The sequence below is a fragment of the Microbaculum marinum genome (genome assembly GCF_037855135.1).
In the GTDB taxonomy this organism is placed as follows: Bacteria; Pseudomonadota; Alphaproteobacteria; order Rhizobiales; family Tepidamorphaceae; genus Microbaculum; species Microbaculum marinum.
Map to the genome: position 1 here is coordinate 84,026 of NZ_JAZHOF010000009.1, position 21,330 is coordinate 105,355.

Here is a 21,330-nt window from a genome sequence, read left to right on the forward strand (position 1 = left end):
TCATTGGTATCGTATACGCAGAATAATAGGTCAGCACTATTGTCTTACAAGCTGTTCGGTGCGTGAACGTCCCCGGACCATAGCACGCGAGAGGCACGCCCATAAGCGGTGGCCTGTAGCCTGGATGGAGCAAAGCGCAATCCGGGGAAGCCTCCTCACGCACACCAGCAAGTAGCCCGAGGCCTGCAGCGGCGGCATACGGAAGGTCCAATCCCCTCACCCGGGCCTTCGGCCCGACCTCTCCCCATGGGAGAGGTAGGAGCTCGCCGCAAATCCATGAGCTTCCGATCTTCCCAATCCCCCGCGGCAGTCACCCACCTCTCCCCGGCGGGGAGAGGTCGGATCGCACCGGCGATCCGGGTGAGGGGGTGCCAACGCAGGAGCCGCTACGGCTCCGTTGCGTGCTGCCGGCCCGTAGCCTGGATGGAGCGAAGCGTAATCCGGGGAATCCTCCCCGCGCGCATCCGCCGTTCCCGGATTGCGCTTCGCTGCATCCGGGCTACCTCCTTGTGCGCCCGGGGTTTCCAGCGGTGGCAAACGGTTGGCCCCATCTCCTCACCCGAGCCTGCGGCCCGTCCTCTCCCCACGGGAGAAGTTGGATCTCGCCGCAAACATATGCTTTTCCGATTCCCCCACCGTCGCAGCCCGCGCCCACCTCTCCCCGGCGGGGAGAGGTCGGATCGCCCTGGCGATGCGGGTGAGGGGGGCGGCGGCGCAGCCGCCGCTACCGTTGCCCGTCGAGCGTCATCAGCGTCCCGTACATCTCCGGGCGCCGGTCGCGGAACACGCCCCAGCCCGCCCGGTAGCCCCTGATCTCGTCGAGATCGAAGGTCGCCGTCAGGACGGTCTCGGTTTCGCGGTCGGCCTCGGCAACCTTCTGGCCCATCCAGTCGGCAATGAAGGAGGAGCCGTAGAACGTCATCGAGGTGCCGCGCTTGCCGGCCTCCGCGCCGATCCGGTTGGAGGCGACGAGCGGCATCAGGTTGGCGCCGGCGTGGCCGCACATCACCGTCTGCCAGTGGCGCATCGAATCCCAGTCCGGGTCGGCCGGCTCCGACCCGATCGCGGTCGGATAGAGCAGGATCTCCGCGCCCATCAGCGCCATCGACCGGGCGCATTCGGGAAACCACTGGTCCCAGCAGATGCCCGCGCCGACCTTGCCGTATTTCGTGTCCCAGACCCGGAACCCGGTGTCGCCGGGGTTGAAGTAGAACTTCTCCTCGTAGCCCGGCCCCTGGGGAATGTGGGTCTTGCGGTAGAGCCCCAGGACGCTGCCGTCCGCGTCGACCATGGCCAGCGAATTGTAGTGGGCGGTGTTGGCCTGCTCAAAGAAGGAGACCGGCAGCACGACGCCGAGCTCCCGCGCCAGCTCCTGGAAGCGCCGGATCGTCGGATGGCCGTCGGCCGGCCGGGCGCGCGAGAAGTGCTCGGGCAGTTCGTCCTGGCAGAAGTACAGGCCCTCGAACAGCTCCTGGATCAGGATGATGTTGGCGCCGAGCGCCGCCGCCTCGCGGATCAGGGCCTCGGCCCGCGCGACGTTCCGGTCGACGTCGTCGCTGCAGGCCATCTGGGTGGCGGCGACGGTGACTTCTCTCATCTGGCGACCTTTCCGTTCTCGGCTCTGCACCGTTTCATGCTGCGGATCTCCCGTCCGATGCGACACCCGGCCCGCGGAACGCCATCGCCGCCAGCAGCACGACGAGGCCGAAGCCCAGCACCGCGGCCGAGGCGACCAGTGCCATATGGTAGTCGTATCCCGCCGTGACCATGTAGCCCGTGACCAGCGGCCCGATCATCTGCCCGGCGCCCCAGCCGGCCGTCAGGATGGCGAAGCCGCGGCCGCCGGCGCCGTGCCGGCCGAGCGGCAGGGTCAGCATGGTGATCGACATGAAGGTGGCGCCGAACAGGGCGGCCGCGAGCAGCGCCACGCCGCCGGAATCGCTGAAGGCCGGCAGCAGCACGCCGACGATCTGCACCGCGAACGCGACCGCCAGCGCGACGGCATAGCCGATCCGCTCCGCCGCCGCCGCCCACAGCAGCATGCTGGGCACCCCCGTCAGCCCGACGATCACCCACGACCAGTCGCCGATATGGGCCAGTTCGGGCCGCGACTTGATGATCGCGACGATGAAGGTGGCGAAGACCGAATAGCCGAGCCCCTCGCAGGTGTAGTTGATGAGCAGCGGCACCAGCGGCAGCGGCCGCGGCTCGCGGCGTCGGCGGTGCGGCCGCTTCGGCGAGGCCTGCAGCGTCCTGTCGCCCATTTCGGCGAGCACGAATGGCAATGCAAGCACGCACAGACCGCCGGCGATGTACCACATCGTCGAGGAACTAACCTGCGACCCGAAGAACTCCGTAAGCAGCCCCGACAGGGCGATGCCGAAGCCGACGCCGGAGAACATCCAGGCGATGCGGCCGGTCTCACTCACCGGCGCCAGCGCCTCGGCGACGAAGGCGGCGACCGCGATCATCACGAAGGCGCTGGCGATGCCGCCGATCGCCCGCAGCACCAGCCACGCCGTCACGTCGTCGGTCATCCCCATGGCCAGCGTCGACAGCGCGCTGATCACCAGTCCGATCCGGAACGCCTGCAGCCGCACCGGCCCCGGTCGCAGCAGCGAGCCCGCCAGCGAGCCGGCCAGGTATCCGGCGAAGTTCGCCGACGCGATCAGCCCGGCGACCGCCGGATCGAAGCCGTATTCCTGCTGCATCAGCGGCAGCATCGGCGTGTAGAAGAACCGCCCGATGCCGAGCCCGATGCCCAGCGCCAGCGCGCCGGCGACGACGAGGCGCCAGGCGGGGGTCATGGCGCCTCGACCGCCGGCTCCTGCTGGGTGATGCAGTGGATGCCGCCGCCGCCCTCGAAGATCGGCGTCGCCGGCACCTGGACGATGCGCCGGTCGGGGAACAGCCGCTCGAAGATCGCCACCGTCTCCGCGTCCTTCGGGTCGTCGAAGCCGCACAGCACGACACCGCCGTTGACGAACGAGAAGTTGACGTAGGAGCACGACAGCGGCTCGCCGTCGAGATAGCGCTCGGCCGGCGCGTCGAGGACGATGACCTCGAGCCGCCGACCTTTCGCGTCGGTCGAGCCTTTCAGGATCTCGATGTTCTCGCGCGACGTCTCGTGGTCGGGATGCCCCGGGTCGGGCTGGCCGTGGGCGACCACCACGCCCGGCCGGACGAAGCAGGCCAGCGTGTCGATGTGACCGTCGGTGCCGAACGCGGAGGTGTCTGCGACCAGTCCGCGCGGCAGCCAGATCGCCGTCTCGGTGCCGAGCCGGCGATGCAGCTCCGCCTCGATCTCCTCGCGCGTCCAGCTCGGATTGCGGTTGCGGTTGAGCTGCACGCTCTCGGTCAGCAGCAGCGTCCCCTCGCCGTCGACGTGGATGCCGCCGCCCTCGTTGACGAGCTTCGAGGGTAGCCGCTCTGCCCCGGCCTGCCGGCAGACGAATGCCGCCACCTCGGCATCGGCGGAGGCCTCCGGGAAGGTGCGCCCGCCCCAGCCGTTGAACGTCCAGTCGACGCCCGCCAGGGTGCCGTCGTCGGCGATGACGAAGGTCGGCCCGAAGTCGCGCATCCAGGAATCGCCGAGCGGCTGCTCGACGGTCTCCACCGCCGCCGACAGGTATCGACGCGCCTCTTCGGTCCGGCCCGGCGGCACCACCATGACCACCGGCTCGAAATCGGCGATCGCGTTGGCGACGGACGCCCAGGCGGCAAAGGCCTTCTGCGGCCCGATCCCCTCGAGCAGGGTGGGATTGCACGGCCAGGCCATCCAGGTGCGGCGATGCCGGGTCCACTCCGCGGGCATGCGGTAGGCCTGGCCGGAAGGCGTGTCGCTCATCTGGGCTCCTTCAACTCGCAGCCGGTGTCGCGGCGGGATGCTAGCCGCCCCAGTTCCAGAAGTCCTGCCCTTCCTTCCCGTAGAACCGGGCCAGCACCATGTTGTGGACCTCCGAGGCGCCGTCGACGATGCGGGCGCAGCGCGCATAGCGGTAGATCCATTCGAGCACCGTGTCCTTGGAATAGCCCCGCGCGCCGTTGAGCTGGATGGCGACGTCGGACGCCTTGTGCAGCGTGTCGGCGACGTGGACCTTCGCCATCGACACCTCCTTGCGGGCGAAATCGCCCTGGTCGAGCTTCCAGGCGGCGTGCATGACCAGCAGCCGGCCGATCTGGATGGCGTGCGCCAGTTCGCCCATCTTCAGCTGCACCGATTCGCGGTCCGCCAGCCGGATACCGAAGCCCTCGCGGCGGGATGTATATTCGGCGGCGATCTCCATGCAGCGCTTCGACAGGCCGAGCCAGCGCATGCAGTGGGTCAGCCGCGCCGGGCCGAGGCGGATCTGCGTCGCCTTGAGCCCGTCGCCGACCTCCATCAGCCGGTTCTCGTCGGGGATCTCGAGCCCGTTGAACTCGAGCTCGCAGACGCCGCCGTGCTCGTCCGGCCCCATGTTGTCTATGCGCCGGACGATCCGCCAGCCGGGCTGGTCGGCGTGGAACAGGAAGGCGGTCAGGTGCCGGCGCGTCTCGTCCGGATTAGGGTCGGTGCGGGCGACCAGGATGAAGTGCTTCGCCACCGCCGCGCCTGAGATGAACCACTTGCGGCCGTGCACGATCCACTTGTCGCCCGACCTTTCGGCGCTGGTCTGGATCATGCCGGGGTCGGAGCCGCCGCCGGGATGGGGCTCGGTCATCACGAAGGAGGAGTTCACCTGACCGTCGATGATCGGCTGCAGCCACCGGTCCTTCTGGTCGTCGCGGGCGACCATCGACAGGAGCCGCATGTTGCCGTCGTCGGGTGCGGCGCAGTTGAGGCAGGAGGGGCCGAAGATCGATCGGTTGGCCTCCTCGTAGAAGGCCGCCTGCCCGACCATCGGCAGGCCCAGCCCGCCGCGCTGCCTCGGCATCTGCGGGGCGTAGATCCCGGCGTCCCTCGCCTTGCCGCGCATCCGGTCGCGCAGATCGAGGCGGATGTTCTCGAATTCGTTGTAGTTGGCGCGATCGTCCTCGAGCGGAACGATATGGTCGGCGACGAACCTGCGCACCATCAGGCGCAGGTCGTCGAAGGCAGGGTCAAGCGTGAAGTCCATTCGCGTTCCCGTCGATGTCCCGTTCGTTTCCCCGATATCGGGGCGGGACAATCGCCGCTCCGGCCGTTCCCGGCAAGACCCGGCCTCTGCGGCTGAGCGGCGGGAACGTCGCTCAGTCGGACTTTGACTTGTGCTCGGGCTTGCCCTTGCGCTTGGTCTCGGCGAAATCCTCGAGCTGGCTCTCGCTCATCGAATCGTACATTTCCTTCGATGCGCCCTGCAGGCTGGAGACCTTGGTATCGCCGCGTTTTGCAGACAGCGCCGCTCCCGCGGCCTTCTGCTGGGCTTTCGATTTGGCGGGCATCCGTCCGGCTCCCTTGGCTGATTGAACAAGGGGATAAACGCCGACGCCGCCCGGCCGGTTCCGCCCGGCGGCTGGCCGAGCTAGAGAACCAGTCCTCCGTCGACAACCAGGGAGGCGCCGGTGGTGAAGGCGCCGGCGCCGGAGGCAAACAGCAGCAGAGCGCCGTCGAGGTCGCCCGGATCGCCGAGCCGCTTCATCGGCACCATCCGCTGGATCATCTGCTGGCCGCGCTCGGTGGCGAAGAAGGCGCTGTTGATCTCGGTCTCGATATAGCCCGGGCAGATCGCGTTGACGCGGATGTTCGCGCCGGCAAGCTCGAGCGCCATCGCCTTGGTGAGTTGCACGACGCCGGCCTTGGCGGCGGCGTAGGCGCCGAGCGTCTTGCCGACCTTGAACGCGATCGCCGAGGCGATGTTGACGATCGAGCCGCCGGTGCCGCGGTCCTGCATCCTGCGGGCCGCCTCCTGGCCGACGTAGAAGACGCCGTCGAGATCGGTGCCGAGAACCTTTCGCCACTGCTCCGCCGTCATGTCGACGAGCATTTCCTCGATCGCCATCCCGGCATTGTTGACGACGATGTCGATCGGGCCGATCGCCTGCTCGGCGAGGTCGAAGGCCGCGGTGATCGTGGCCTGGTCGGTCACGTCCATGGCCACCGCGACCGCCTTGCCGCCGCCCTCCTCGATCCGCCCCTTCAGCGTTTCCAGCCGGTCGGTGCGGCGCGCCGCCAGCGCCACGCTGGCGCCGTTCTCGGCGAGCACCTCGGCGAACCGCCAGCCAAGCCCGCTCGAGGCTCCGGTCACCAGAGCCGTCTTGCCGGAAAGATCGAAAAGGTCAGTCGCTGTCGTCATCCGCCGTACACCACCTTCGGTAGCCATGTTGCAAGGGAGGGCACATACCACAGCACGATCAGCGCGATCAGCTGGATCAGCACGAACGGGATGATGCCCCGGTAGATATCCATGGTGCGTATGCTCGCCGGCGCGACCCCGCGCAGGTAGAACAGGGCAAAGCCGAACGGCGGCGTCAGGAACGATGTCTGCAGGTTCATCGCCATCATGATGCCGAGCCAGACCGGGCTCATGTTCGAGCCGTCGGGCATCTCCAGCATCAGCAGGATCGGCGCCACCAGCGGCACCACCACGAACACGATCTCCAGGAAGTCGAGGAAGAAGCCGAGCACGAACATCAGCAGCATGACCGAGATCATCGCGCCCAGCGCGCCGCCCGGCATGCCGGTCAGCACCTCGTGCACCAGTTCCTCGCCGCCCAGTCCCCGGAACACCAGGCTGAACAGCGCCGCGCCGATGAGGATGACGAAGACCATCGAGGTGATCTGCGTCGTCGTCCGCATCACCGGCACGAGCACGTTGCCGCGGAACACCCGCACCAGCGAGATCGCCAGCCCGCAGGCGACGCCGATGCAGAGGGCTGCCGCCACCCAGATGCCGACCATGTCGGCGTCGGGGATCTCCGTGCGCGCCACGCGAAGATCCATGTATCCGGTGAGCAGCAGCACGCCGATCAGCGACAGGGCGGCGATGTAGATCGGCCACGGCCGGGTCTCGTCGATCCGGTAGCCGGCCAGCAGGATGGCGCCGATCGCGCCGACCGCTGCGGCTTCCGTCGGCGTCGCGATGCCCGCCAGGATCGATCCGAGCACCGCGATGATCAGCAGGATCGGCGGCAGCAGCGCGTGCAGGATCTTGCCGAGCCCGACGTCGCCGGCGTCCGCCGCCGGCATCGCGGGCGAGGTTTCCGGCCGGAACACCGCCATCAGTATCTGGTAGATCATGTACATGCCGACCAGCACCAGGCCCGGTATCAGTGCGCCGGCGAACAGGTCGCCGACAGACACCGTCTCGGGCGAGAAGATGCCCATGTCGAGCTGGGCCTTCTGGTAGGCGTTGGAGAGCTGGTCGCCGAGAATGACGAGGACGATCGACGGCGGGATGATCTGGCCGAGCGTGCCCGAGGCAGCGATCGCGCCGGTGGCGAGCCGCGGCGAATAGCCGTAGCGCAGCATGGTCGGCAGCGACAGGAGCCCCATCGTCACCACTGTGGCCCCGACGATGCCGGTGGAGGCGGCCAGCAGCATGCCGACGATGGTCACCGAGATGCCGAGACCGCCGCGCATCTTGCCGAACAGGCGGCCCATCGTCTCCAGCAGTTCCTCGGCGACCTTCGACCGCTCGAGCATCACCCCCATGAACACGAACAGCGGCACCGCGATCAGCACCTCGTTCGTCATGGTGCCGAAGATGCGCTGCGGGAACGCCAGGAAGAACGACAGGTCGAAGACGCCCGCCAGGTAGCCGACCACCCCGAAGAACAGCGCGACCCCACTGAGCGTGAAGGCAACCGGGAAGCCGGCCATCAGCACGAAGCAGACGACCACGAACATCAGGATGTCGAGGGATTGCGCGAGCGGCCCCATCAGTCCGACCCGCCCGACAGGGTGTCGAGTTCCCGCTGATCGCCGCGGAGGGCAAGGATCGACCGGAACGCCATCGACAGCCCCTGCAGCGCCATCAGGACGGCAAACGCGAGAATGGCCGTCTTCTGCAGATAGCGCGCGGGGATGCCGCTTGCCTCCGTGGACCCTTCCCAGACTGCCCAGGATTGCATGACGTAGGGCCAGGCGATCCAGAGTATCAGCAGGCAGATCGGGATCAGGAAGACCAGCGACCCGACCAGGTTGATGATCGCCTTGGTGCGCGCCGGCGCCTCCCGGTAGAAGATGTCGACCCGCACGTGACCGTCATGCTTCAGCGTGTAGGCGGCGCCGAGCATGAATATGAAGCCGAACATGTAGGTGATCAGCTCCTGGAGCCATATCGAGCCGATGCCGAACACGTAGCGGCCGATCACGATCAGGAACTGCACGAGCACGATCAGCAGGGCCAACCACGCCACCGTGCGCCCGATGCGTTCGTTGAACCAGTCGATGGAGTTCGCGATAGCGCGCATTGGGCACCGTACGAGGCGGCGCGAACCCCTTTGGTCCGCGCCGCCCGCCGAATCTGGCGATTGAGTGCGACTAGCCCAGGACCCGTGCCCTGTCCTGGATGTAGACCGGCTCGGCGATCTGGCTCCATTCCCGGATATCGTCCCGGGTCTTGGTGTAGTCGGCGAGAATCCGCTTGCCCAGGTCATCGGTCGCCGCCGACTCCAGCACGCCGGGAGCTGCTTCGCCCAAGGCATCGATGATGTCGTCCGGGAAGTGGCCGAGGGTGACGCCGTGTTCGTCTACGAGCGTGTTCAGCGAGCGCGAATTGTTCGCATTGAAGTCCGCATAGGTCAGGCTGTTCTCGGCTGCGGCCGCCGCCTTGAACACCTCCTGATCGGTGGCGGACAGTTTGTCCCAGACGCCCTTGTTGATGCCGAGGCCGAGTGCCGCCCCGCCTTCCGACATGTTCGGATAGTAATAATACTTGGCGACCTTGTAGAAGCCGAAAGCCAGGTCGTTCCAGGGCCCCACCCAGTCGGCACCGTCGATTGCGCCCGACTGAAGCGCCGGGAAAATTTCGCCGCCGGGAAGATTCACGACGTTGACGCCAATCTGCCGCATCAGTTCGCCGCCGAGGCCGGGAATCCGGAACTTGAGCCCCTTGATGTCCTCCAGGTTGGTGATTTCCTTCTTGAACCACCCCGCCATCTGGGTACCGGTATTGCCGCACAGAAGCGACTTGATGTTGAAGCCGCTGCCCAGTTCGTCCCACAGGTCCTGGCCGTTGCCGTAGCCCACCCAGGCGCTCTGCTCGGCATAGGTCATCCCCGTGGGGACCGCGCAGAAGAACGCATATGCCGGATGCTTGCCGATCCAGTAGTAGTCCGCCGCGTGATACATGTCGGCGGTGCCCTGCGACACGGCGTCGAACGCTTCGAATGCCGGCACCAGCTCGCCGGCGGCGAACAGCTTGACCGTGATCCGACCATCGGTCAGCGCGGTGATGCGGTCTGCGACGCGCTGCGCGCCGGTTCCCAGACCGGGGAAATTCTTCGGCCAGGTGGTGACCATTTTCAGTTCCACGTTGCCCTGCGAGATCGCGGGCGCCGGGAACGCGGCGGCGGCCGTTGCGGCGGCGGCGCCGCCGATGCCGGCCCTGGTCAGAAATGAACGACGATCCATGAATGATACCTCCCAAACAGTGACTTGTGGTTGTTGCCGACCGGATCAGGCCCCCCATTTGTCGGTCGCCCACCCGGCAGCGCCGTCCGAATGGTCTGTCGGCGCGACGATGAGCCGATTTAAAGCGCAGCCTGTTCTACAAAACAAGTGCGACCATCGGGGCAACCAAAATGAGGTCTTTACCGTTGCGGTAGTGTAAAGCCGGCGCGAGAATGAGTATATTTTGTGCAAATCGGCAAATTGTCGTGGCCGTTCGCGGCCGGCGATCGATCATGAGGAAAACCGGAAAATGACATCAGGCGCCTGGGACATGTCGGGAGATCGGCCGCTCGTCGCGGTGCCGGCGGACCTCAAGACCTTCGAGGGCTATCGCTGGCACGCCTGCGCCGCGCAGTATCTCGAGGCGGTCGCCCGCGTGTCGGGTGCCATGCCGGTCGTCATCCCGGCGCTCGGCGGCGAGCTCGACTATTCCGCCATCCTCGAGCGCGCCGACGGCCTGCTCCTGACCGGCAGCCGGTCAAACGTTCATCCGGGCAACTACGGCGAGGCTCCGACACCCGCCTACGAGCCCTTCGACGAGGCCCGCGACGCCACCACCCTGCCGCTGATCCGCGCGGCGCTCGAGCGCGGCGTGCCGATGTTCGCCATCTGCCGCGGCTATCAGGAGCTGAACGTCGCGCTCGGCGGCTCGATCGTCACCGAGATCCAGGATCTGCCAGACCGCATGGACCACCGCGCGCCCGATTCGACGATCCAGGACGAGCGCTTCGCGATTCGCCAGCGCATCGACATCCGGCCCGGCGGCCGGCTTTCGGAAATTCTCGGCGCCGGTCCCGTCCAGGTCAATTCGCTGCACCGCCAGGCGATCGGCCGGCTCGCCGACGGACTGGAGGTCGAGGCGACCGCCGAGGACGGCACCATCGAGGCGGTTTCGGTACGCGATGCGACGGGCTTCGCCCTCGGTGTCCAGTGGCACCCCGAATACTGGGCCGGCAGCGACTCGACCTCGCGCAAGCTGTTCGAGGCCTTCGGCGCAGCCATCCGCGGCAACCGCACCGCCTACGGCGCCGCCGCGGAGTAGGAGGCGGCGCCTGAGACGGGTGCCCCCAACCGGGACCGCACCCCTCACCCGCCGCTACGCGGCGACCTCTCCCCCCGGGAGAGGTGACCGTCAGCGCCGGGTTGCGCCATTTGGCCTAAGGCGAAACGGGTGTGTGAATGCCATTTGGCAGGAGCCGGGTCCACTCGCGCAGACCTCCACCTCTCCCGTGGGGAGAGGTCGGCCCGGAGGGCCGGGTGAGGGGCTGCGGCGCCGGCTTGTGTCGCCCCGGATCGGGCGACCGTCCCCCGCTCACGCAACCAGCGGCGGCACCTCGTCGAGGGTCCTGATCTCGGCGGCGAGCGTCCCCGGCAGGTTGTCGGGCGGCACGCCGAGGCGGTTCAGCCGGGCGACCTGGAAGCCGAAATAGGCGGCGCCGCTGGCGTCCCACGGGTTCATCGACACGAAGCAGATCGCGGCCGGCTCGACGCCCAGCGCGTCGACGGCGAGCTGGTAGACGCGGCGGTCCGGCTTGTAGATGCCGACGCTTTCGACCGACAGCACATGGTCGAGATGATCCCTCAGCCCGGCCGAGGCAGTGGCCGCATCCAGCATCTCGGGCGACCCGTTCGACAGGATCGCGGTGGATTTTCCGGCAGCCTTCAGCGCCTCCAGGCAGCGCCGCGCGTCCGGATAGGCGTCGAGCCGCATGTAGAGGTCGAGCAGTTGGTCGCGCAGGTCCCGGTTCGAAATCCCGTTCGCCGCCAGCGCGTAGTCGAGCGCCTCTTCGGTGACGGTCCTGAAATCGGCATGGGCGCCCATCAGGCTGCGCAGCCAGGTGTATTGCAGCTGCTTGTCGCGCCACATCTTCGAGACCGCGTCCGCGCCGTCGCCGAGCGAGGCGGCCACCCGGCCGACCGGCGCGTGCACGTCGAACAGCGTGCCGTAGGCATCGAACACGCAAGCCGTTATTCCCCGAAGCGTCATGGCGGTGCCCTCCTGACTGCCGAAACACTGGCCCGCGGGCCGCCGCCTGTCTAGGATCGTCGCAGACAAGCTGTTGTGAGGATTTGCCGTGTCCGCCGATCATCATCACCACGATCACGACCACCTCCATGGCCATGCCCATGGCCACGAGGGCTCGGAGCTGTCGCCGACCGCGCTTCGGGTCCGGGCGCTGGAATCGCTGCTGGTCGAGAAGGGCTATGTCGATCCCGCCGCGCTCGACGCGCTGGTCGACACCTACGAGCACAAGGTCGGTCCCAGGAACGGCGCCCGCGTCGTCGCCAGGGCCTGGTCCGACCCGGGCTACCTGGAGCGCCTGCGTACCGATGCGACCGCGGCGATCGCCGAGCTCGGCTTCGCCGGGCGGCAGGGCGAGCACATGGTGGCCGTCGAGAACACGCCGGCGACCCACAACATGGTCGTCTGCACCCTGTGCTCCTGCTATCCGTGGCCGGTGCTCGGCCTGCCGCCGGTCTGGTACAAGTCGCCGCCCTACCGCTCGCGCGCGGTGATCGACCCGCGCGGCGTCCTCTCCGAATTCGGCGTGACGCTGTCGGAGGAGGTGAGCATTTCGGTCTGGGATTCGACGGCGGAGGTCCGCTACCTGGTGATACCGATGCGCCCCGACGGCACCGAGGGCATGACGGAGGAGGCGCTGGCCGCCCTCGTCACCCGCGATTCGATGATCGGCACCGGCCTTGCCCTGTCCCCCGACGAGGCCCGCAAGGAGGGACTGCTCCAGTGAACGGCGTCCACGACATGGGCGGCATGCAGGACTTCGGTCCCGTCGCGCCGGAGCCCGACGAACCGGTCTTCCATGCCGACTGGGAGCGCCGCGCCTTCGCGCTGACGCTTGCCGTCTCCGCCCCCGGCGGCTGGAATCTCGACATGTCCCGGCATGCCCGCGAGAGCCTGCCGCCGGCCCTGTACCTGTCGTCGAGCTACTACCAGATCTGGCTGGCCGGCATCGAGAGGCTGCTCGGCGAAGCCGGGCTGGTGACGGCCGACGAGATCGAGGCCGGCAGGCCCTCCGGTCCGGCACGGCCGGTGGCGCGCATCCTCAGGGCCGAGGACGTTCCCGCGACCATGGCGAAGGGCGGCCCGGTCGACCGCCCGCCGCAGGCCGCCGCGCTGTTTTCGCCCGGCGACGCCGTCCGCGCCCGCAACATCAATCCGCAGGGCCATACCCGCCTGCCCCGCTACGTGCGCGGCCATCCCGGCACCATCGCCCGCGTGCACGGCTGCCACATCTTCCCCGATGCCCATGCGCACGGGCTCGGCGAACGGCCGCAATGGGTCTACTCGGTGCGCTTCTCCGCCCGCGACCTGTGGGGCGAGGACGCAGCCCCCGGCGACAGCGTCCATGTCGACCTGTGGGAACCCTACCTTGACCCGGCCTGAGGTCGACGAGGCTCTGGCGGCGCTTCCCGGGCTGCCGCGCGACGCCGACGGTCCGGTCTTCGCCGAGCCCTGGCATGCCCAGGCCTTCGCGCTCGCCGTCGCGCTCAACTCCCGCGGCATATTCACCTGGAGCGAATGGGCCGAGACGCTCGGCGCCGAGATCGCCGCCATGGGCCCCGGCGCCTCGGGGGACGAGGACTACTACTCGGCCTGGCTGAAGGCGCTGGAGACGATCCTCGACCGCAAGGGCGTCGTTCCCGAGCCCGAGCGCGCCGACCGCCAGGCCGCCTGGGACCGCGCCGCCCGCGCCACCCCGCACGGCCAGCCGATCGAGCTGGGAGCGGAACGCAAATAGCGCCGACTGGCCCCTGAGCGCCGCCGGCCTCCGCTCAGATGCCGCCCTGCAAGGCGCCGCCGAGCAGCAGCAGGCCGAAGCCGAACACGGCCAGCGCGGCGAGGAACTCGGCCGCCTGCAGGCCCGCCGCCGCCCAGCCGTTGCCGCTGTCGGCCATCCGTGCGGCGAACCCGTGCGCGCCGACCGCGATGCCGGCCAGCAGGCCGACCGCCATGCCGGTCCCGGCCGCCATCGCCAGCGCCGCCGCGATGCCGATCCCGTAGACGCCCTGGGCGAACGCGAACACCAGCACGATGATCGCTCCGCTGCACGGCCTGAGCCCCACCGCCAGCACCGCCGTCCAGGCCCGGCTGAGCGAGAACGGCCCGGTCAGGTCGGCGGGATCGGGCCCGTGCGAATGGCCGCAGTCGGGACCGTGAACGTGCCCGCGCGCGACCGCATGATCGTGGTGATGGTGCCCATGCGCCTGGCCGACGTGGACGTGGCCGTGAGCAGGTCCTCCGGCCGCCGCGGTCTGCGGGCCGAAGACCGGCACCCGCGCCAGCAGCGCCGCGCCCTTCCTGTAGACCAGCGCCGCCCCGATCAGGGCGATCAGCGCGTAGCTGGCGATCTCGACCAGCCCTGTCGCCCGGGTCATGGCGAAGCTGGTCGCGCTGAGCAGCACCGTCATCACCGTGACCAGCGCGATCGCCGTCATCGCCTGGGCGAAGGCCGACATGAAGGCCAGCACGACGCCGCGCCGCAGCGTCTCGCCCGTGGCGACCAGGTAGGAGGTGATCACGACCTTGCCGTGCCCCGGTCCGGCGGCGTGGAACAGTCCGTAGAGGAACGACAGGCCGATCAGCGCCCAGGCGGCGGTGCCGTCGGTCTTGAACGCGGTCACCAGCCCCGAAAGGCCCTGGTAGAAGGCCGACTGCTTCGCCGCGATCCACGCGAACATGCCGGCCAGCGGACCGGACTGGACGGCGACCGAGGCCTCCGGCCGCGCGACGCCGAACGGACTGGCCGCCGAGGCGATCTCCGGCGCAAGGGCCATCGCGACCGCCGTCAGAACGATCGCGACAATCAGGCGCCGGTGGTCGGTGCGGGTCATCCGCAGATGACGCGGATGGTGTTGGCGTTGATCTCGGTCAGGCCGAGGATCTCGGGCGGAAGGTCCGTCACGTCGGGCGGAATCTGCGCGAGCATCGCGGCGGTCGCCGGATCGAAGCCTTCGGCGCGCTCGAACTGCGGCGCGCATCCCCGCGGTGCGTTGACGAGCATGACGGTATCGGTTTCGGCAAGCTGGAAGTCGATGAAATAGGTCGGATCGTAGACCTCGATCGCGGTCTCGCCCTGCTTCGGGTCGAACGGCTCGGTCAGCGGAAGCGTGAAGTTGAGGGTCAGCCGGACGCCGTCGTAGTCGAGCCAGTAGTCGACCGGATCCTGGAACACCCCGTAGATCTCGTCGACGCCGATCACCCCGAGAAAGGTGAAGTAGTCGTATTCGTAGAGGGACTCCACGTTGACCTGCGCCAGCGGCTGCAGTTCCTCGCGCGACAGCTTGCCGTCGTTGTCCTCGTCCAGCCCCTGGATCGCGTAGGCCGAGAACATCTCGTCGAAGGTCCAGGCGTGGCGGATGCCGGAGATCGAACCGGCGTCGTTGAACAGGATGTCGGAGCGGCTGTCGACCCACACGTGCGGATGCGCGATCCCCACCGTCGGCGCAAGCAGCAGCGAGATGACGAGGACGGTCGCCGGGGCGGAGGGCAGGCCTAGTTGCATATGACGCGGATGGTGTTGGCGTTGGTGACGGTGAGATCGAGGAGATCGGGTGGCAGTTCCCCCGTTGCGGGGATCTGCGCGAGCTTGCCGGCGATCGCCTCGTCGAAGCCCCTGGCCCGTCCGGTCCTCGACCGGCAGGCCTCCGGCGCGTCGACCAGACGGACCGGATTGTCGTCTGCGAACGTGAAGCCGACGAAATAGGCCGGGTCGAACACGTCGATGCCGGTCTTGAATCGGGCCGGGTCTATCGGCTCCTCGAGCGGCAGCGTGAACTGGAAGGACAGCACCGAGCCATCGAATTCGGTCCAGGAGTCGGTGGGCGCGGAAAAACTCGCTTGGACCGGATCGTCCGAAACGACCCTGAGGAAGGTGAAGTACTCGTATTCGGCAAGCGACTCCACGTTGGCCTCGTTGACCGGTTCCAGTTCCCGTCGCGACAGCATGCCGTCGCCGTCCGAATCGAGCCCCTGGATGGCATACGCACTGTACATTTCGTCAAAGGTCCAGGTGTGGCGCACTGCCGTGATTGCACCCTCGGCGTCGAACAGGACGTCGGACCGGCTTTCGATCCACAGGTGGGGATGCGCTTCCGCCGGGCCGCCCGTCACCGCCGATGCGAATGCGATCAGCCAGAGCGCCAACGACACTCCCTCTCGTCTATGCCTGCCGTTCACGTCGCGTTTCCCGTACCTGCTAACTGCACGATATCGGCGAAAGAGTGGCGGAACGATCCCGGCGGCGAAACCGTGCCGGCAACTCCGGGCTTGGCGAAGCGCCGGAACTGCCTCAGCGGAGGACCATCACCGGCGCGCCGATATGGACGCGCTCGAACAGGTCGACCACGTCCTCGTTCAACATCCTTATGCAGCCGTTCGATACCGCCTGTCCGATCGATCCCGGCGCGTTGGTGCCGTGGATGCGGTAGGCCGTCCAGCCGAGATAGAGCGCGCGCACCCCGAGCGGGTTGTTCGGCCCCGGCGCGACGTATTTCGGCAGGCGCGGGTTGCGCGAGCGCATGCTCGGCGTCGGCGTCCAGCCGGGATGTTCCTTCTTTTCGCTGACCCAGGTGCTTCCGAACCACTGGTTGCGCGGACTTCCCACAGCGACCGAGTACCGGATCGCCTTGCCGTCGCCGAGCGAGTAGTAGAGCCGCTTCTCGGACGTCTTGATGACGATCGTGCCGTAGCCGTAGTCGTCTCCGGTCTCCACGATCTCCCGCGCCGCGGCGACGTCCGTGGGGCCGATGGCGAGCCCCGCAGTAACCGCAAGCCCGATTATGAAAATCGATAACGTCCTGATTGCGAAACCGCGCATGGATCGATCCCAGCCTGATCGTCGTTTATGTCCGCCCCGGGGACCGGAATACCCCGACCGATGATCCCCTACTCAACACACCCGGGAGTTAATATTCGACAATCGCGCCGCGCCGTCAAAAGCAGTGTCGCCGATACCTCTGTGCCGCACCTGGAACTGTGTGGCAGGGGCTGCCGATTCTGGCGAACGAGCCACCCTCCGGCTGATCGGGCTTGGGCCTGCCGGATTGACCTGATAGATGTCCTGCAACCTCGACTTGAACTGCGTCCCGGGTTGAACAGCCGCCGCACGCCGAAGGGCAGGACGAGCGGCGACTGTGCCGACCGCGGGCCGCCCGAACCAGTACCGCCCGCCCGAGAACCATTGCGAGAATTCCCGCGAGATGGGTCCCACCTTCGCGATCTGTGCGACCCTCAGGGAGTCGCGCAACAACACGCTCGCCTTCGTGCGGTATCATGCGCGGCTCGGAGCCGATCGCCTGTTCCTGTTCTTCGACGATCCGGGCGATCCGGCGATCGCGGAGTTGGCGCACCTCCCCTTCGTGACGTGCATCGGCTGCGACGAGACGCACTGGTCCGCCCTGACCGGCAACGCAACGACCGGCGAGGCAACGACCGGCAACGCAACGACCGGCGAGGCAACGACTGGCTACGCAACGACTGGCGACGCGGGGACGCGCACCGCAAAGACCGTCGATCCACGGGCCGGCGACATCCGCACCGACTTCCTTCTCAGGCAGAAACTCAACACGAAGCTTGCGCTTGAATCCTGCAGGGCGGCAAAGATCGACTGGCTCATCCCGATCGACGGCGACGAGTTGCTCTACGGGGACATGGAGGTACGCGCGTATCTCGCATCCCTCCCCGACACCGTCGACGTTGTCAGGGTGATGCCGCTCGAAGCGGTACACGTGCGGGGTGACGTGCGCCGTGGGCCATTCGCGGCCACGCTCTACAAGGTTCTGCCGACAAGCGCGACGGAACAGATCGCGCGACGCATCTACGCACCCATCGCGGCGTACAGTTGCGACGGCTTTCTCGCCCACAGGGTCGGAAAGTCGTTTCTCCGTGCCCGGACCGGATTCGAGGGGATCGGCGTGCACAGGCCGCTGCGTGACGGCTCCTGGCGCGAGGAGCAGACGGCGGCGGAGCTGTTCATCCTGCACCACGACGCCATGCAGTTCGGCGCCTGGAAGCTCAAGTGGCAGGGGCGCACCCGGGACGGGCTGTATTTCGGAATGGGGCCGGAGCGGGAAGCGCAGGCCGCGGAGTTCGCTCGTCGGCAGGAGCAGGACAGGCAAGGCCTGCTGCACCGGTTCTTCACGCTGACGAAGACCCTGCCCAGGGGAAAAATCCGCATGCTGAAGGAGCACGGCCTCCTGCGGGATATCCTGATCGACCGCGCCGTGTTCCAGTCCCCGTTGCCGGGCGAGGCGGGGAATAGGAACGAGGCCGAAGCCCTGCATGTATCGATCACGGCCTGAGCGTGGTGCGATTCCGGTAGGCAGGCGGGGCAAGTGATCTCGCCGCGATTGACCGGAAGGTGATGACTGCCGTCATCCGCCCGGTCAGCGCACGCAACGCCGAAGGAACGATCCACTCCAGGATCTCCCATTTCAGAAGATATTTTCTGCACTCAGAGCCTTTCCCGCAATATTCGAAACGAAATTTCGGTGTGACACTCCTATATTTTCTGTCGAAGCTCGCGGCCCCGAACAGGCTTCTTGCCAGGACTGCCAAGCCATGAGGATTGATATGTCGACCTTCAGTTCCGAAACCGATCGAGCGGTCCGGACTCATCCCAGTTTTGACGATCACGAGCACGTTTCGATCTATCGCGATCCGAAGACCGGTGTCGAAGCGATCGTTGCCATCCATGACACCACGCTCGGCCCCGCCCTCGGCGGCTGCCGGATGTGGTCCTATCCCTCGCGTCACGAGGCGCTCGACGACGTCCTGCGCCTGTCGCGCGGCATGACCTACAAGAACGCGCTGGCAGGATTGCCGCATGGCGGCGGCAAGGCGGTGATCGTCGCCGACCCGAGGACCGACAAGTCCGAGGCCCTGTTCGAGGCCTTCGGCGATCACGTCGAGACGCTCGGCGGACGCTACATCACGGCGGAAGACGTGGGCATTTCCGATGCCGACATGGAAATCGTCGCCCGGCGCACCGGTCATGTCCGGGGCATCCGCGCCACCGGTCTTGGCGATCCGTCCCCCTATACCGCCTGGGGCGTGTTCTGTGGCATCCGCGCGGCTGTCCGGCACCGGTTCCGGCGCGCTTCGCTGGAAGGTCTCACCGTCGCGGTCCAGGGCCTCGGCCATGTCGGCGGCCGGCTCGCCGCCCTGCTGCACGCCGACGGCGCCCGCCTGATCGTCGCCGACATCGATACCGACCGCGTCGCCGAGGTCGCCGCGCGCTGCGGCGCAGACGTTGCCCCCGTGGACCGAATTCACGCCGCGGACGCCGACCTGTTCGCACCCTGCGCGCTCGGCGGCGGCCTCAACGCGGCGACGATCCCCGAGATCCGGGCGAAGGTCGTCTGCGGCGCCGCCAACAACCAGCTTCGCACCCCCGGGGACGCCGCCGCGCTGGTCGCCCGCGACATTCTCTACGCGCCCGACTACCTGGTGAACGCCGGCGGCGTCATCTCGATCGCCCCGGAGCGGCCGGGCATGACCGCGGACGAGATGAAGGAGCGCATCGCCCGCATCGATTCCACGCTCTCCTTCGTGCTGAAACGCGCCGACGCGGAGGGCGTCTCGCCGGCCGTCATCGCCGACCGCGTCGCCGAGGAGCGCATCTTCGAGGCCGCTCGCCGCAAGAGCGCCTGAGCGTCAGGAGCCTTCCGTATTGAAGCTCCGGAGAAGCGGCGCGGCCGTGCAGGCGGCGAGGGCCGTTGCCGCTGCGGCCGGCCCGAGCAGTGACCAGAGCCCCGCCTGGGTGTGGGCGACGGCACCGGCGGCGACCCCGACCAGCAGGGCGAGCCAGAGCGACATGTGCTCGGCGAAGATGCGGCCGGAACCACCGCCCCCGGCGATCCTGCCAAGCTCCTGGCCGGCGCTGACCAGCGTGCCCGTCACGTAGGTTGCTCCGGACTTGACCGGGCCGACTGCCCCCGCCGCGGCGTTCTGGATGCCCATGGCGAGCGCCAGGATCACCGCTCCGGCCAAGGTCGATCCGGTGGCGGACAGTGCGATCGCGACCGCCAGGACCGCCGCCACCGAGGCCAGCACCGCGGGCATGGCCCAGCGTCCGGCCAGCCCGGACACGAAGGCCCCCGCGAAGCCGCCCCCGAGAAACAGCACGATGACCAGCGCGATCTGGCCTGCCTGGGAGGCGTTACCCGGCGTCACCGCCAGGCCGAGCAGCGTCGTGTTGCCACTCATGAACGAGACGAACACGCCCTGCAGGGCGAGGAAGCCCTGCGCGTCGACCCACCCGGCAATCCCGGTCAGTGCATATCCCATCGCCAGGATCTGCCGGTTGTGCATTGCCTGCCCCCGTCCAATGCCCGCGGCCCGCGCCGCGGTCAGCCGCGAACCTCGTCCAGCGACCGGCGGATCGCCGCGTCGAGCCGGTCGACGACAATGCCGAGTTCGTCGTCGTCGATGATGAACGGCGGCGCCAGCAGCACGTGGTCGCCGTCGATGCCGTCCGCCGTGCCGTTGCCCGGATAGCAGACGAGACCCGCTGCCATCGCGTGCGTCCGGATGCGGTTGGCAAGGCCCTTCGCCCGCGGGAACGGGGTCTTGTCGTCCCTGTCAGCCACCAGTTCGATTGCCCGGAACAGCCCGCGGCCGCGGATGTCGCCGACATGCGGGTTCTGGCCGAACCGGGCCGACAGCATCGCGTTGAACGTCTCGCCGGCCGTCCGGACCCGCTCCAGCAGCCCCTCCTCCTCGATCACCTTCTGGGTCTCCAGCGCCGCCGCGCAGGCGATCGGGTGGCCGATGTACGTGTGGCCGTGCCGGAACACGCCGTCGTGGCCCTCGATCACCCGGGCCAGGTCTTCGCGCACCAGCGTCGCCCCGATCGGCTGGTGGCCGGCGCCGAGCCCCTTGGCGGTGGTGATCATGTCCGGCACCGCGCCCTCCTGCTCGCAGGCAAACAGCGTTCCCGTGCGGCCCATGCCGCTCATCACCTCGTCCAGCACCATCAGCACGCCGTACCGGTCGCAGATCCGCCGGATCTCGCGGAAATAGCCCGGCGCCGGCGGCACCGCGCCGGCCGTTGCGCCGACCACGGTTTCGGCAAAGAACACCGACACGGTCTCCGGGCCGACCCTCAGGATCTCGTCTTCGAGCGCCTTCGCCGCGCGCAACCCGTAGGCCTCCTCGCCCTCCCCCTCGCGCTGGTGGCGGTAGGCATAGCAGGGCGCGATGTGGCTGACCGGCAGGCCGAGGATCGGGCCGTACAGTTCCTTGCGCGCCGGATTGCCGCCCAGCGCCAGCACGCCGAGGGTGTTGCCGTGATAGGACTGCTCGCGGGCGATAGCGCGGGCGCGCTGCGGCTCGCCCCGCTCGACATGGATCTGGCGGGCCAGCTTCAGCGCCGTTTCGTTGGCCTCCGAGCCGCCGGAGACGAAATAGACCCGGCCGAATCCCGCCGGCGCCCGGGCCGTCAGGTAGTCGGCAAGGTCCTCAGCCGGCCCGGTGGTGAAGAACGAGGTGTGCGCGAATTCGAGCTTGCCCGCCTGCTCCCGAATCGCCGCGACGACGCGCGGGTGCAGGTGGCCCAGGCACGAAACGGCGGCGCCGCCGGAGGCGTCGAGATAGCGCTTGCCGTTGCTGTCGATCAGCCAGCATCCTTCGCCCGAAGCGGCGACGGGATAGCTTGCCCTCAGGTCGCGATGGAATATGTGGCTGTGTCCGGTACCGCTCATCCCGCGAAGCCCCGCGCGTTGACTTGATCGCCTAT

Annotated in this window: 22 protein-coding genes; 6 read left to right on the top strand and 16 right to left on the bottom strand. The window is 68.1% G+C overall.

The genetic code is table 11. From position 1 onward, the window contains the following. Nucleotides 1-724 precede the first annotated feature (724 nt). From aguB to V3328_RS20500, 9 genes are all read right to left on the bottom strand, one after another. Complete coding sequence (gene aguB / locus V3328_RS20460; protein WP_340331571.1) at nt 725-1,597, bottom strand: N-carbamoylputrescine amidase; 873 nt, start codon at nt 1,595-1,597, stop codon at nt 725-727. Nucleotides 1,598-1,631: 34 nt separating this feature from the next. Then, nucleotides 1,632-2,807, bottom strand: coding sequence for a YbfB/YjiJ family MFS transporter (locus V3328_RS20465; protein ID WP_340331572.1), 1,176 nt, complete (start codon nt 2,805-2,807; stop codon nt 1,632-1,634). Continuing rightward, on the bottom strand, nt 2,804-3,847 hold the full coding sequence (locus tag V3328_RS20470) for an agmatine deiminase family protein (RefSeq protein ID WP_340331573.1): 1,044 nt from the start codon (nt 3,845-3,847) through the stop codon (nt 2,804-2,806). Before V3328_RS20470 ends, V3328_RS20465 begins: the two co-directional genes overlap by 4 nt. Nucleotides 3,848-3,887: 40 nt before the next feature. Beyond that, the gene (locus V3328_RS20475) at nt 3,888-5,096 is read right to left on the bottom strand and encodes an acyl-CoA dehydrogenase family protein (RefSeq protein WP_340331574.1); all 1,209 of its coding nucleotides are present in this window, start codon (nt 5,094-5,096) and stop codon (nt 3,888-3,890) included. Nucleotides 5,097-5,208: 112 nt separating this feature from the next. After that, a complete protein-coding gene (locus V3328_RS20480; protein WP_340331575.1) occupies nt 5,209-5,400 on the bottom strand; it encodes a DUF3008 family protein in 192 nt (63 codons plus the stop codon). Nucleotides 5,401-5,480: 80 nt separating this feature from the next. Then, on the bottom strand, nt 5,481-6,251 hold the full coding sequence (locus tag V3328_RS20485; protein WP_340331576.1) for a glucose 1-dehydrogenase: 771 nt from the start codon (nt 6,249-6,251) through the stop codon (nt 5,481-5,483). Continuing rightward, on the bottom strand, nt 6,248-7,837 hold the full coding sequence (locus tag V3328_RS20490; protein ID WP_340331577.1) for a TRAP transporter large permease: 1,590 nt from the start codon (nt 7,835-7,837) through the stop codon (nt 6,248-6,250). Before V3328_RS20490 ends, V3328_RS20485 begins: the two co-directional genes overlap by 4 nt. Beyond that, the gene (locus V3328_RS20495) at nt 7,837-8,370 is read right to left on the bottom strand and encodes a TRAP transporter small permease subunit (RefSeq protein ID WP_340331578.1); all 534 of its coding nucleotides are present in this window, start codon (nt 8,368-8,370) and stop codon (nt 7,837-7,839) included. The genes V3328_RS20490 and V3328_RS20495 overlap by 1 nt, the downstream gene beginning before the upstream one ends. Nucleotides 8,371-8,440: 70 nt before the next feature. Continuing rightward, entirely contained in the window at nt 8,441-9,532 is a 1,092-nt protein-coding gene (locus tag V3328_RS20500) for a TRAP transporter substrate-binding protein (RefSeq protein WP_340331579.1), read from the bottom strand. Between the two features lie 289 nt (nt 9,533-9,821). On the opposite strand from V3328_RS20500, the gene V3328_RS20505 reads away from it, so the two are divergent. Beyond that, nucleotides 9,822-10,613 (top strand): gamma-glutamyl-gamma-aminobutyrate hydrolase family protein, encoded by a 792-nt coding sequence (locus V3328_RS20505; protein WP_340331580.1) that lies wholly within the window; start codon nt 9,822-9,824, stop codon nt 10,611-10,613. A gap of 270 nt (nt 10,614-10,883) precedes the next feature. On the opposite strand, the gene V3328_RS20510 is transcribed toward V3328_RS20505, so the two are convergent. After that, the gene (locus V3328_RS20510) at nt 10,884-11,558 is read right to left on the bottom strand and encodes a haloacid dehalogenase type II (protein WP_340331581.1); all 675 of its coding nucleotides are present in this window, start codon (nt 11,556-11,558) and stop codon (nt 10,884-10,886) included. An 88-nt stretch (nt 11,559-11,646) separates the two neighbouring features. Here V3328_RS20510 and nthA point away from each other — a divergent pair, with 88 nt between their 5' ends. The 3 genes from nthA to V3328_RS20525 are packed head-to-tail and all read left to right on the top strand — an operon-like array spanning nt 11,647 to nt 13,332. Continuing rightward, nucleotides 11,647-12,321, top strand: a complete 675-nt coding sequence (gene nthA / locus V3328_RS20515) for a nitrile hydratase subunit alpha (RefSeq protein WP_340331582.1) — start codon at nt 11,647-11,649, stop codon at nt 12,319-12,321. Next, nucleotides 12,318-12,977 (top strand): nitrile hydratase subunit beta, encoded by a 660-nt coding sequence (gene nthB, locus V3328_RS20520; protein ID WP_340331583.1) that lies wholly within the window; start codon nt 12,318-12,320, stop codon nt 12,975-12,977. The genes nthA and nthB overlap by 4 nt, the downstream gene beginning before the upstream one ends. Next, nucleotides 12,964-13,332, top strand: coding sequence for a nitrile hydratase accessory protein (locus V3328_RS20525; protein WP_340331584.1), 369 nt, complete (start codon nt 12,964-12,966; stop codon nt 13,330-13,332). The genes nthB and V3328_RS20525 overlap by 14 nt, the downstream gene beginning before the upstream one ends. A 34-nt stretch (nt 13,333-13,366) precedes the next feature. On the opposite strand, the gene V3328_RS20530 is transcribed toward V3328_RS20525, so the two are convergent. The 4 genes from V3328_RS20530 to V3328_RS20545 all read right to left on the bottom strand — a co-directional run bounded on the left by V3328_RS20530 (nt 13,367) and on the right by V3328_RS20545 (nt 16,410). Beyond that, nucleotides 13,367-14,425 carry a nickel/cobalt transporter gene (locus tag V3328_RS20530; protein WP_340331585.1) on the bottom strand — a complete coding sequence of 353 codons (1,059 nt, stop codon included), beginning with the start codon at nt 14,423-14,425 and terminating at the stop codon, nt 13,367-13,369. Beyond that, nucleotides 14,422-15,096 carry a DUF1007 family protein gene (locus V3328_RS20535; RefSeq protein ID WP_340331586.1) on the bottom strand — a complete coding sequence of 225 codons (675 nt, stop codon included), beginning with the start codon at nt 15,094-15,096 and terminating at the stop codon, nt 14,422-14,424. The genes V3328_RS20530 and V3328_RS20535 overlap by 4 nt, the downstream gene beginning before the upstream one ends. After that, nucleotides 15,087-15,743, bottom strand: coding sequence for a DUF1007 family protein (locus tag V3328_RS20540; protein ID WP_340331587.1), 657 nt, complete (start codon nt 15,741-15,743; stop codon nt 15,087-15,089). Before V3328_RS20540 ends, V3328_RS20535 begins: the two co-directional genes overlap by 10 nt. Before the next feature lie 139 nt (nt 15,744-15,882). Next, nucleotides 15,883-16,410, bottom strand: a complete 528-nt coding sequence (locus V3328_RS20545; RefSeq protein WP_340331588.1) for a L,D-transpeptidase — start codon at nt 16,408-16,410, stop codon at nt 15,883-15,885. A 316-nt stretch (nt 16,411-16,726) separates the two neighbouring features. Here V3328_RS20545 and V3328_RS20550 point away from each other — a divergent pair, with 316 nt between their 5' ends. Further along, on the top strand, nt 16,727-17,893 hold the full coding sequence (locus tag V3328_RS20550) for a glycosyltransferase family 2 protein (protein ID WP_340331589.1): 1,167 nt from the start codon (nt 16,727-16,729) through the stop codon (nt 17,891-17,893). Nucleotides 17,894-18,152: 259 nt separating this feature from the next. Next, a complete protein-coding gene (locus V3328_RS20555; RefSeq protein ID WP_340331590.1) occupies nt 18,153-19,244 on the top strand; it encodes a Glu/Leu/Phe/Val family dehydrogenase in 1,092 nt (363 codons plus the stop codon). Nucleotides 19,245-19,247: 3 nt separating this feature from the next. On the opposite strand, the gene V3328_RS20560 is transcribed toward V3328_RS20555, so the two are convergent. Together V3328_RS20560 and V3328_RS20565 are read right to left on the bottom strand one after the other, a co-directional pair. Further along, nucleotides 19,248-19,904, bottom strand: a complete 657-nt coding sequence (locus tag V3328_RS20560; protein WP_340331591.1) for a YoaK family protein — start codon at nt 19,902-19,904, stop codon at nt 19,248-19,250. Nucleotides 19,905-19,942: 38 nt separating this feature from the next. Next, the gene (locus tag V3328_RS20565; RefSeq protein WP_340331592.1) at nt 19,943-21,295 is read right to left on the bottom strand and encodes an aspartate aminotransferase family protein; all 1,353 of its coding nucleotides are present in this window, start codon (nt 21,293-21,295) and stop codon (nt 19,943-19,945) included. Nucleotides 21,296-21,330 lie beyond the last annotated feature (35 nt).

What these genes read in the sequence shown, in the direction of transcription:
- aguB (WP_340331571.1), bottom strand. Translation starts at nt 1,597, where the DNA reads ATGAGAGAAGTCACCGTCGCCGCCACCCAGATGGCCTGCAGCGACGAC.
- V3328_RS20465 (WP_340331572.1), bottom strand. Translation starts at nt 2,807, where the DNA reads ATGACCCCCGCCTGGCGCCTCGTCGTCGCCGGCGCGCTGGCGCTGGGC.
- V3328_RS20470 (WP_340331573.1), bottom strand. Translation starts at nt 3,847, where the DNA reads ATGAGCGACACGCCTTCCGGCCAGGCCTACCGCATGCCCGCGGAGTGG.
- V3328_RS20475 (WP_340331574.1), bottom strand. Translation starts at nt 5,096, where the DNA reads ATGGACTTCACGCTTGACCCTGCCTTCGACGACCTGCGCCTGATGGTG.
- V3328_RS20480 (WP_340331575.1), bottom strand. Translation starts at nt 5,400, where the DNA reads ATGCCCGCCAAATCGAAAGCCCAGCAGAAGGCCGCGGGAGCGGCGCTG.
- V3328_RS20485 (WP_340331576.1), bottom strand. Translation starts at nt 6,251, where the DNA reads ATGACGACAGCGACTGACCTTTTCGATCTTTCCGGCAAGACGGCTCTG.
- V3328_RS20490 (WP_340331577.1), bottom strand. Translation starts at nt 7,837, where the DNA reads ATGGGGCCGCTCGCGCAATCCCTCGACATCCTGATGTTCGTGGTCGTC.
- V3328_RS20495 (WP_340331578.1), bottom strand. Translation starts at nt 8,370, where the DNA reads ATGCGCGCTATCGCGAACTCCATCGACTGGTTCAACGAACGCATCGGG.
- V3328_RS20500 (WP_340331579.1), bottom strand. Translation starts at nt 9,532, where the DNA reads ATGGATCGTCGTTCATTTCTGACCAGGGCCGGCATCGGCGGCGCCGCC.
- V3328_RS20505 (WP_340331580.1), top strand. Translation starts at nt 9,822, where the DNA reads ATGACATCAGGCGCCTGGGACATGTCGGGAGATCGGCCGCTCGTCGCG.
- V3328_RS20510 (WP_340331581.1), bottom strand. Translation starts at nt 11,558, where the DNA reads ATGACGCTTCGGGGAATAACGGCTTGCGTGTTCGATGCCTACGGCACG.
- V3328_RS20530 (WP_340331585.1), bottom strand. Translation starts at nt 14,425, where the DNA reads ATGACCCGCACCGACCACCGGCGCCTGATTGTCGCGATCGTTCTGACG.
- V3328_RS20535 (WP_340331586.1), bottom strand. Translation starts at nt 15,096, where the DNA reads ATGCAACTAGGCCTGCCCTCCGCCCCGGCGACCGTCCTCGTCATCTCG.
- V3328_RS20545 (WP_340331588.1), bottom strand. Translation starts at nt 16,410, where the DNA reads ATGCGCGGTTTCGCAATCAGGACGTTATCGATTTTCATAATCGGGCTT.
- V3328_RS20555 (WP_340331590.1), top strand. Translation starts at nt 18,153, where the DNA reads ATGAGGATTGATATGTCGACCTTCAGTTCCGAAACCGATCGAGCGGTC.
- V3328_RS20560 (WP_340331591.1), bottom strand. Translation starts at nt 19,904, where the DNA reads ATGCACAACCGGCAGATCCTGGCGATGGGATATGCACTGACCGGGATT.
- V3328_RS20565 (WP_340331592.1), bottom strand. Translation starts at nt 21,295, where the DNA reads ATGAGCGGTACCGGACACAGCCACATATTCCATCGCGACCTGAGGGCA.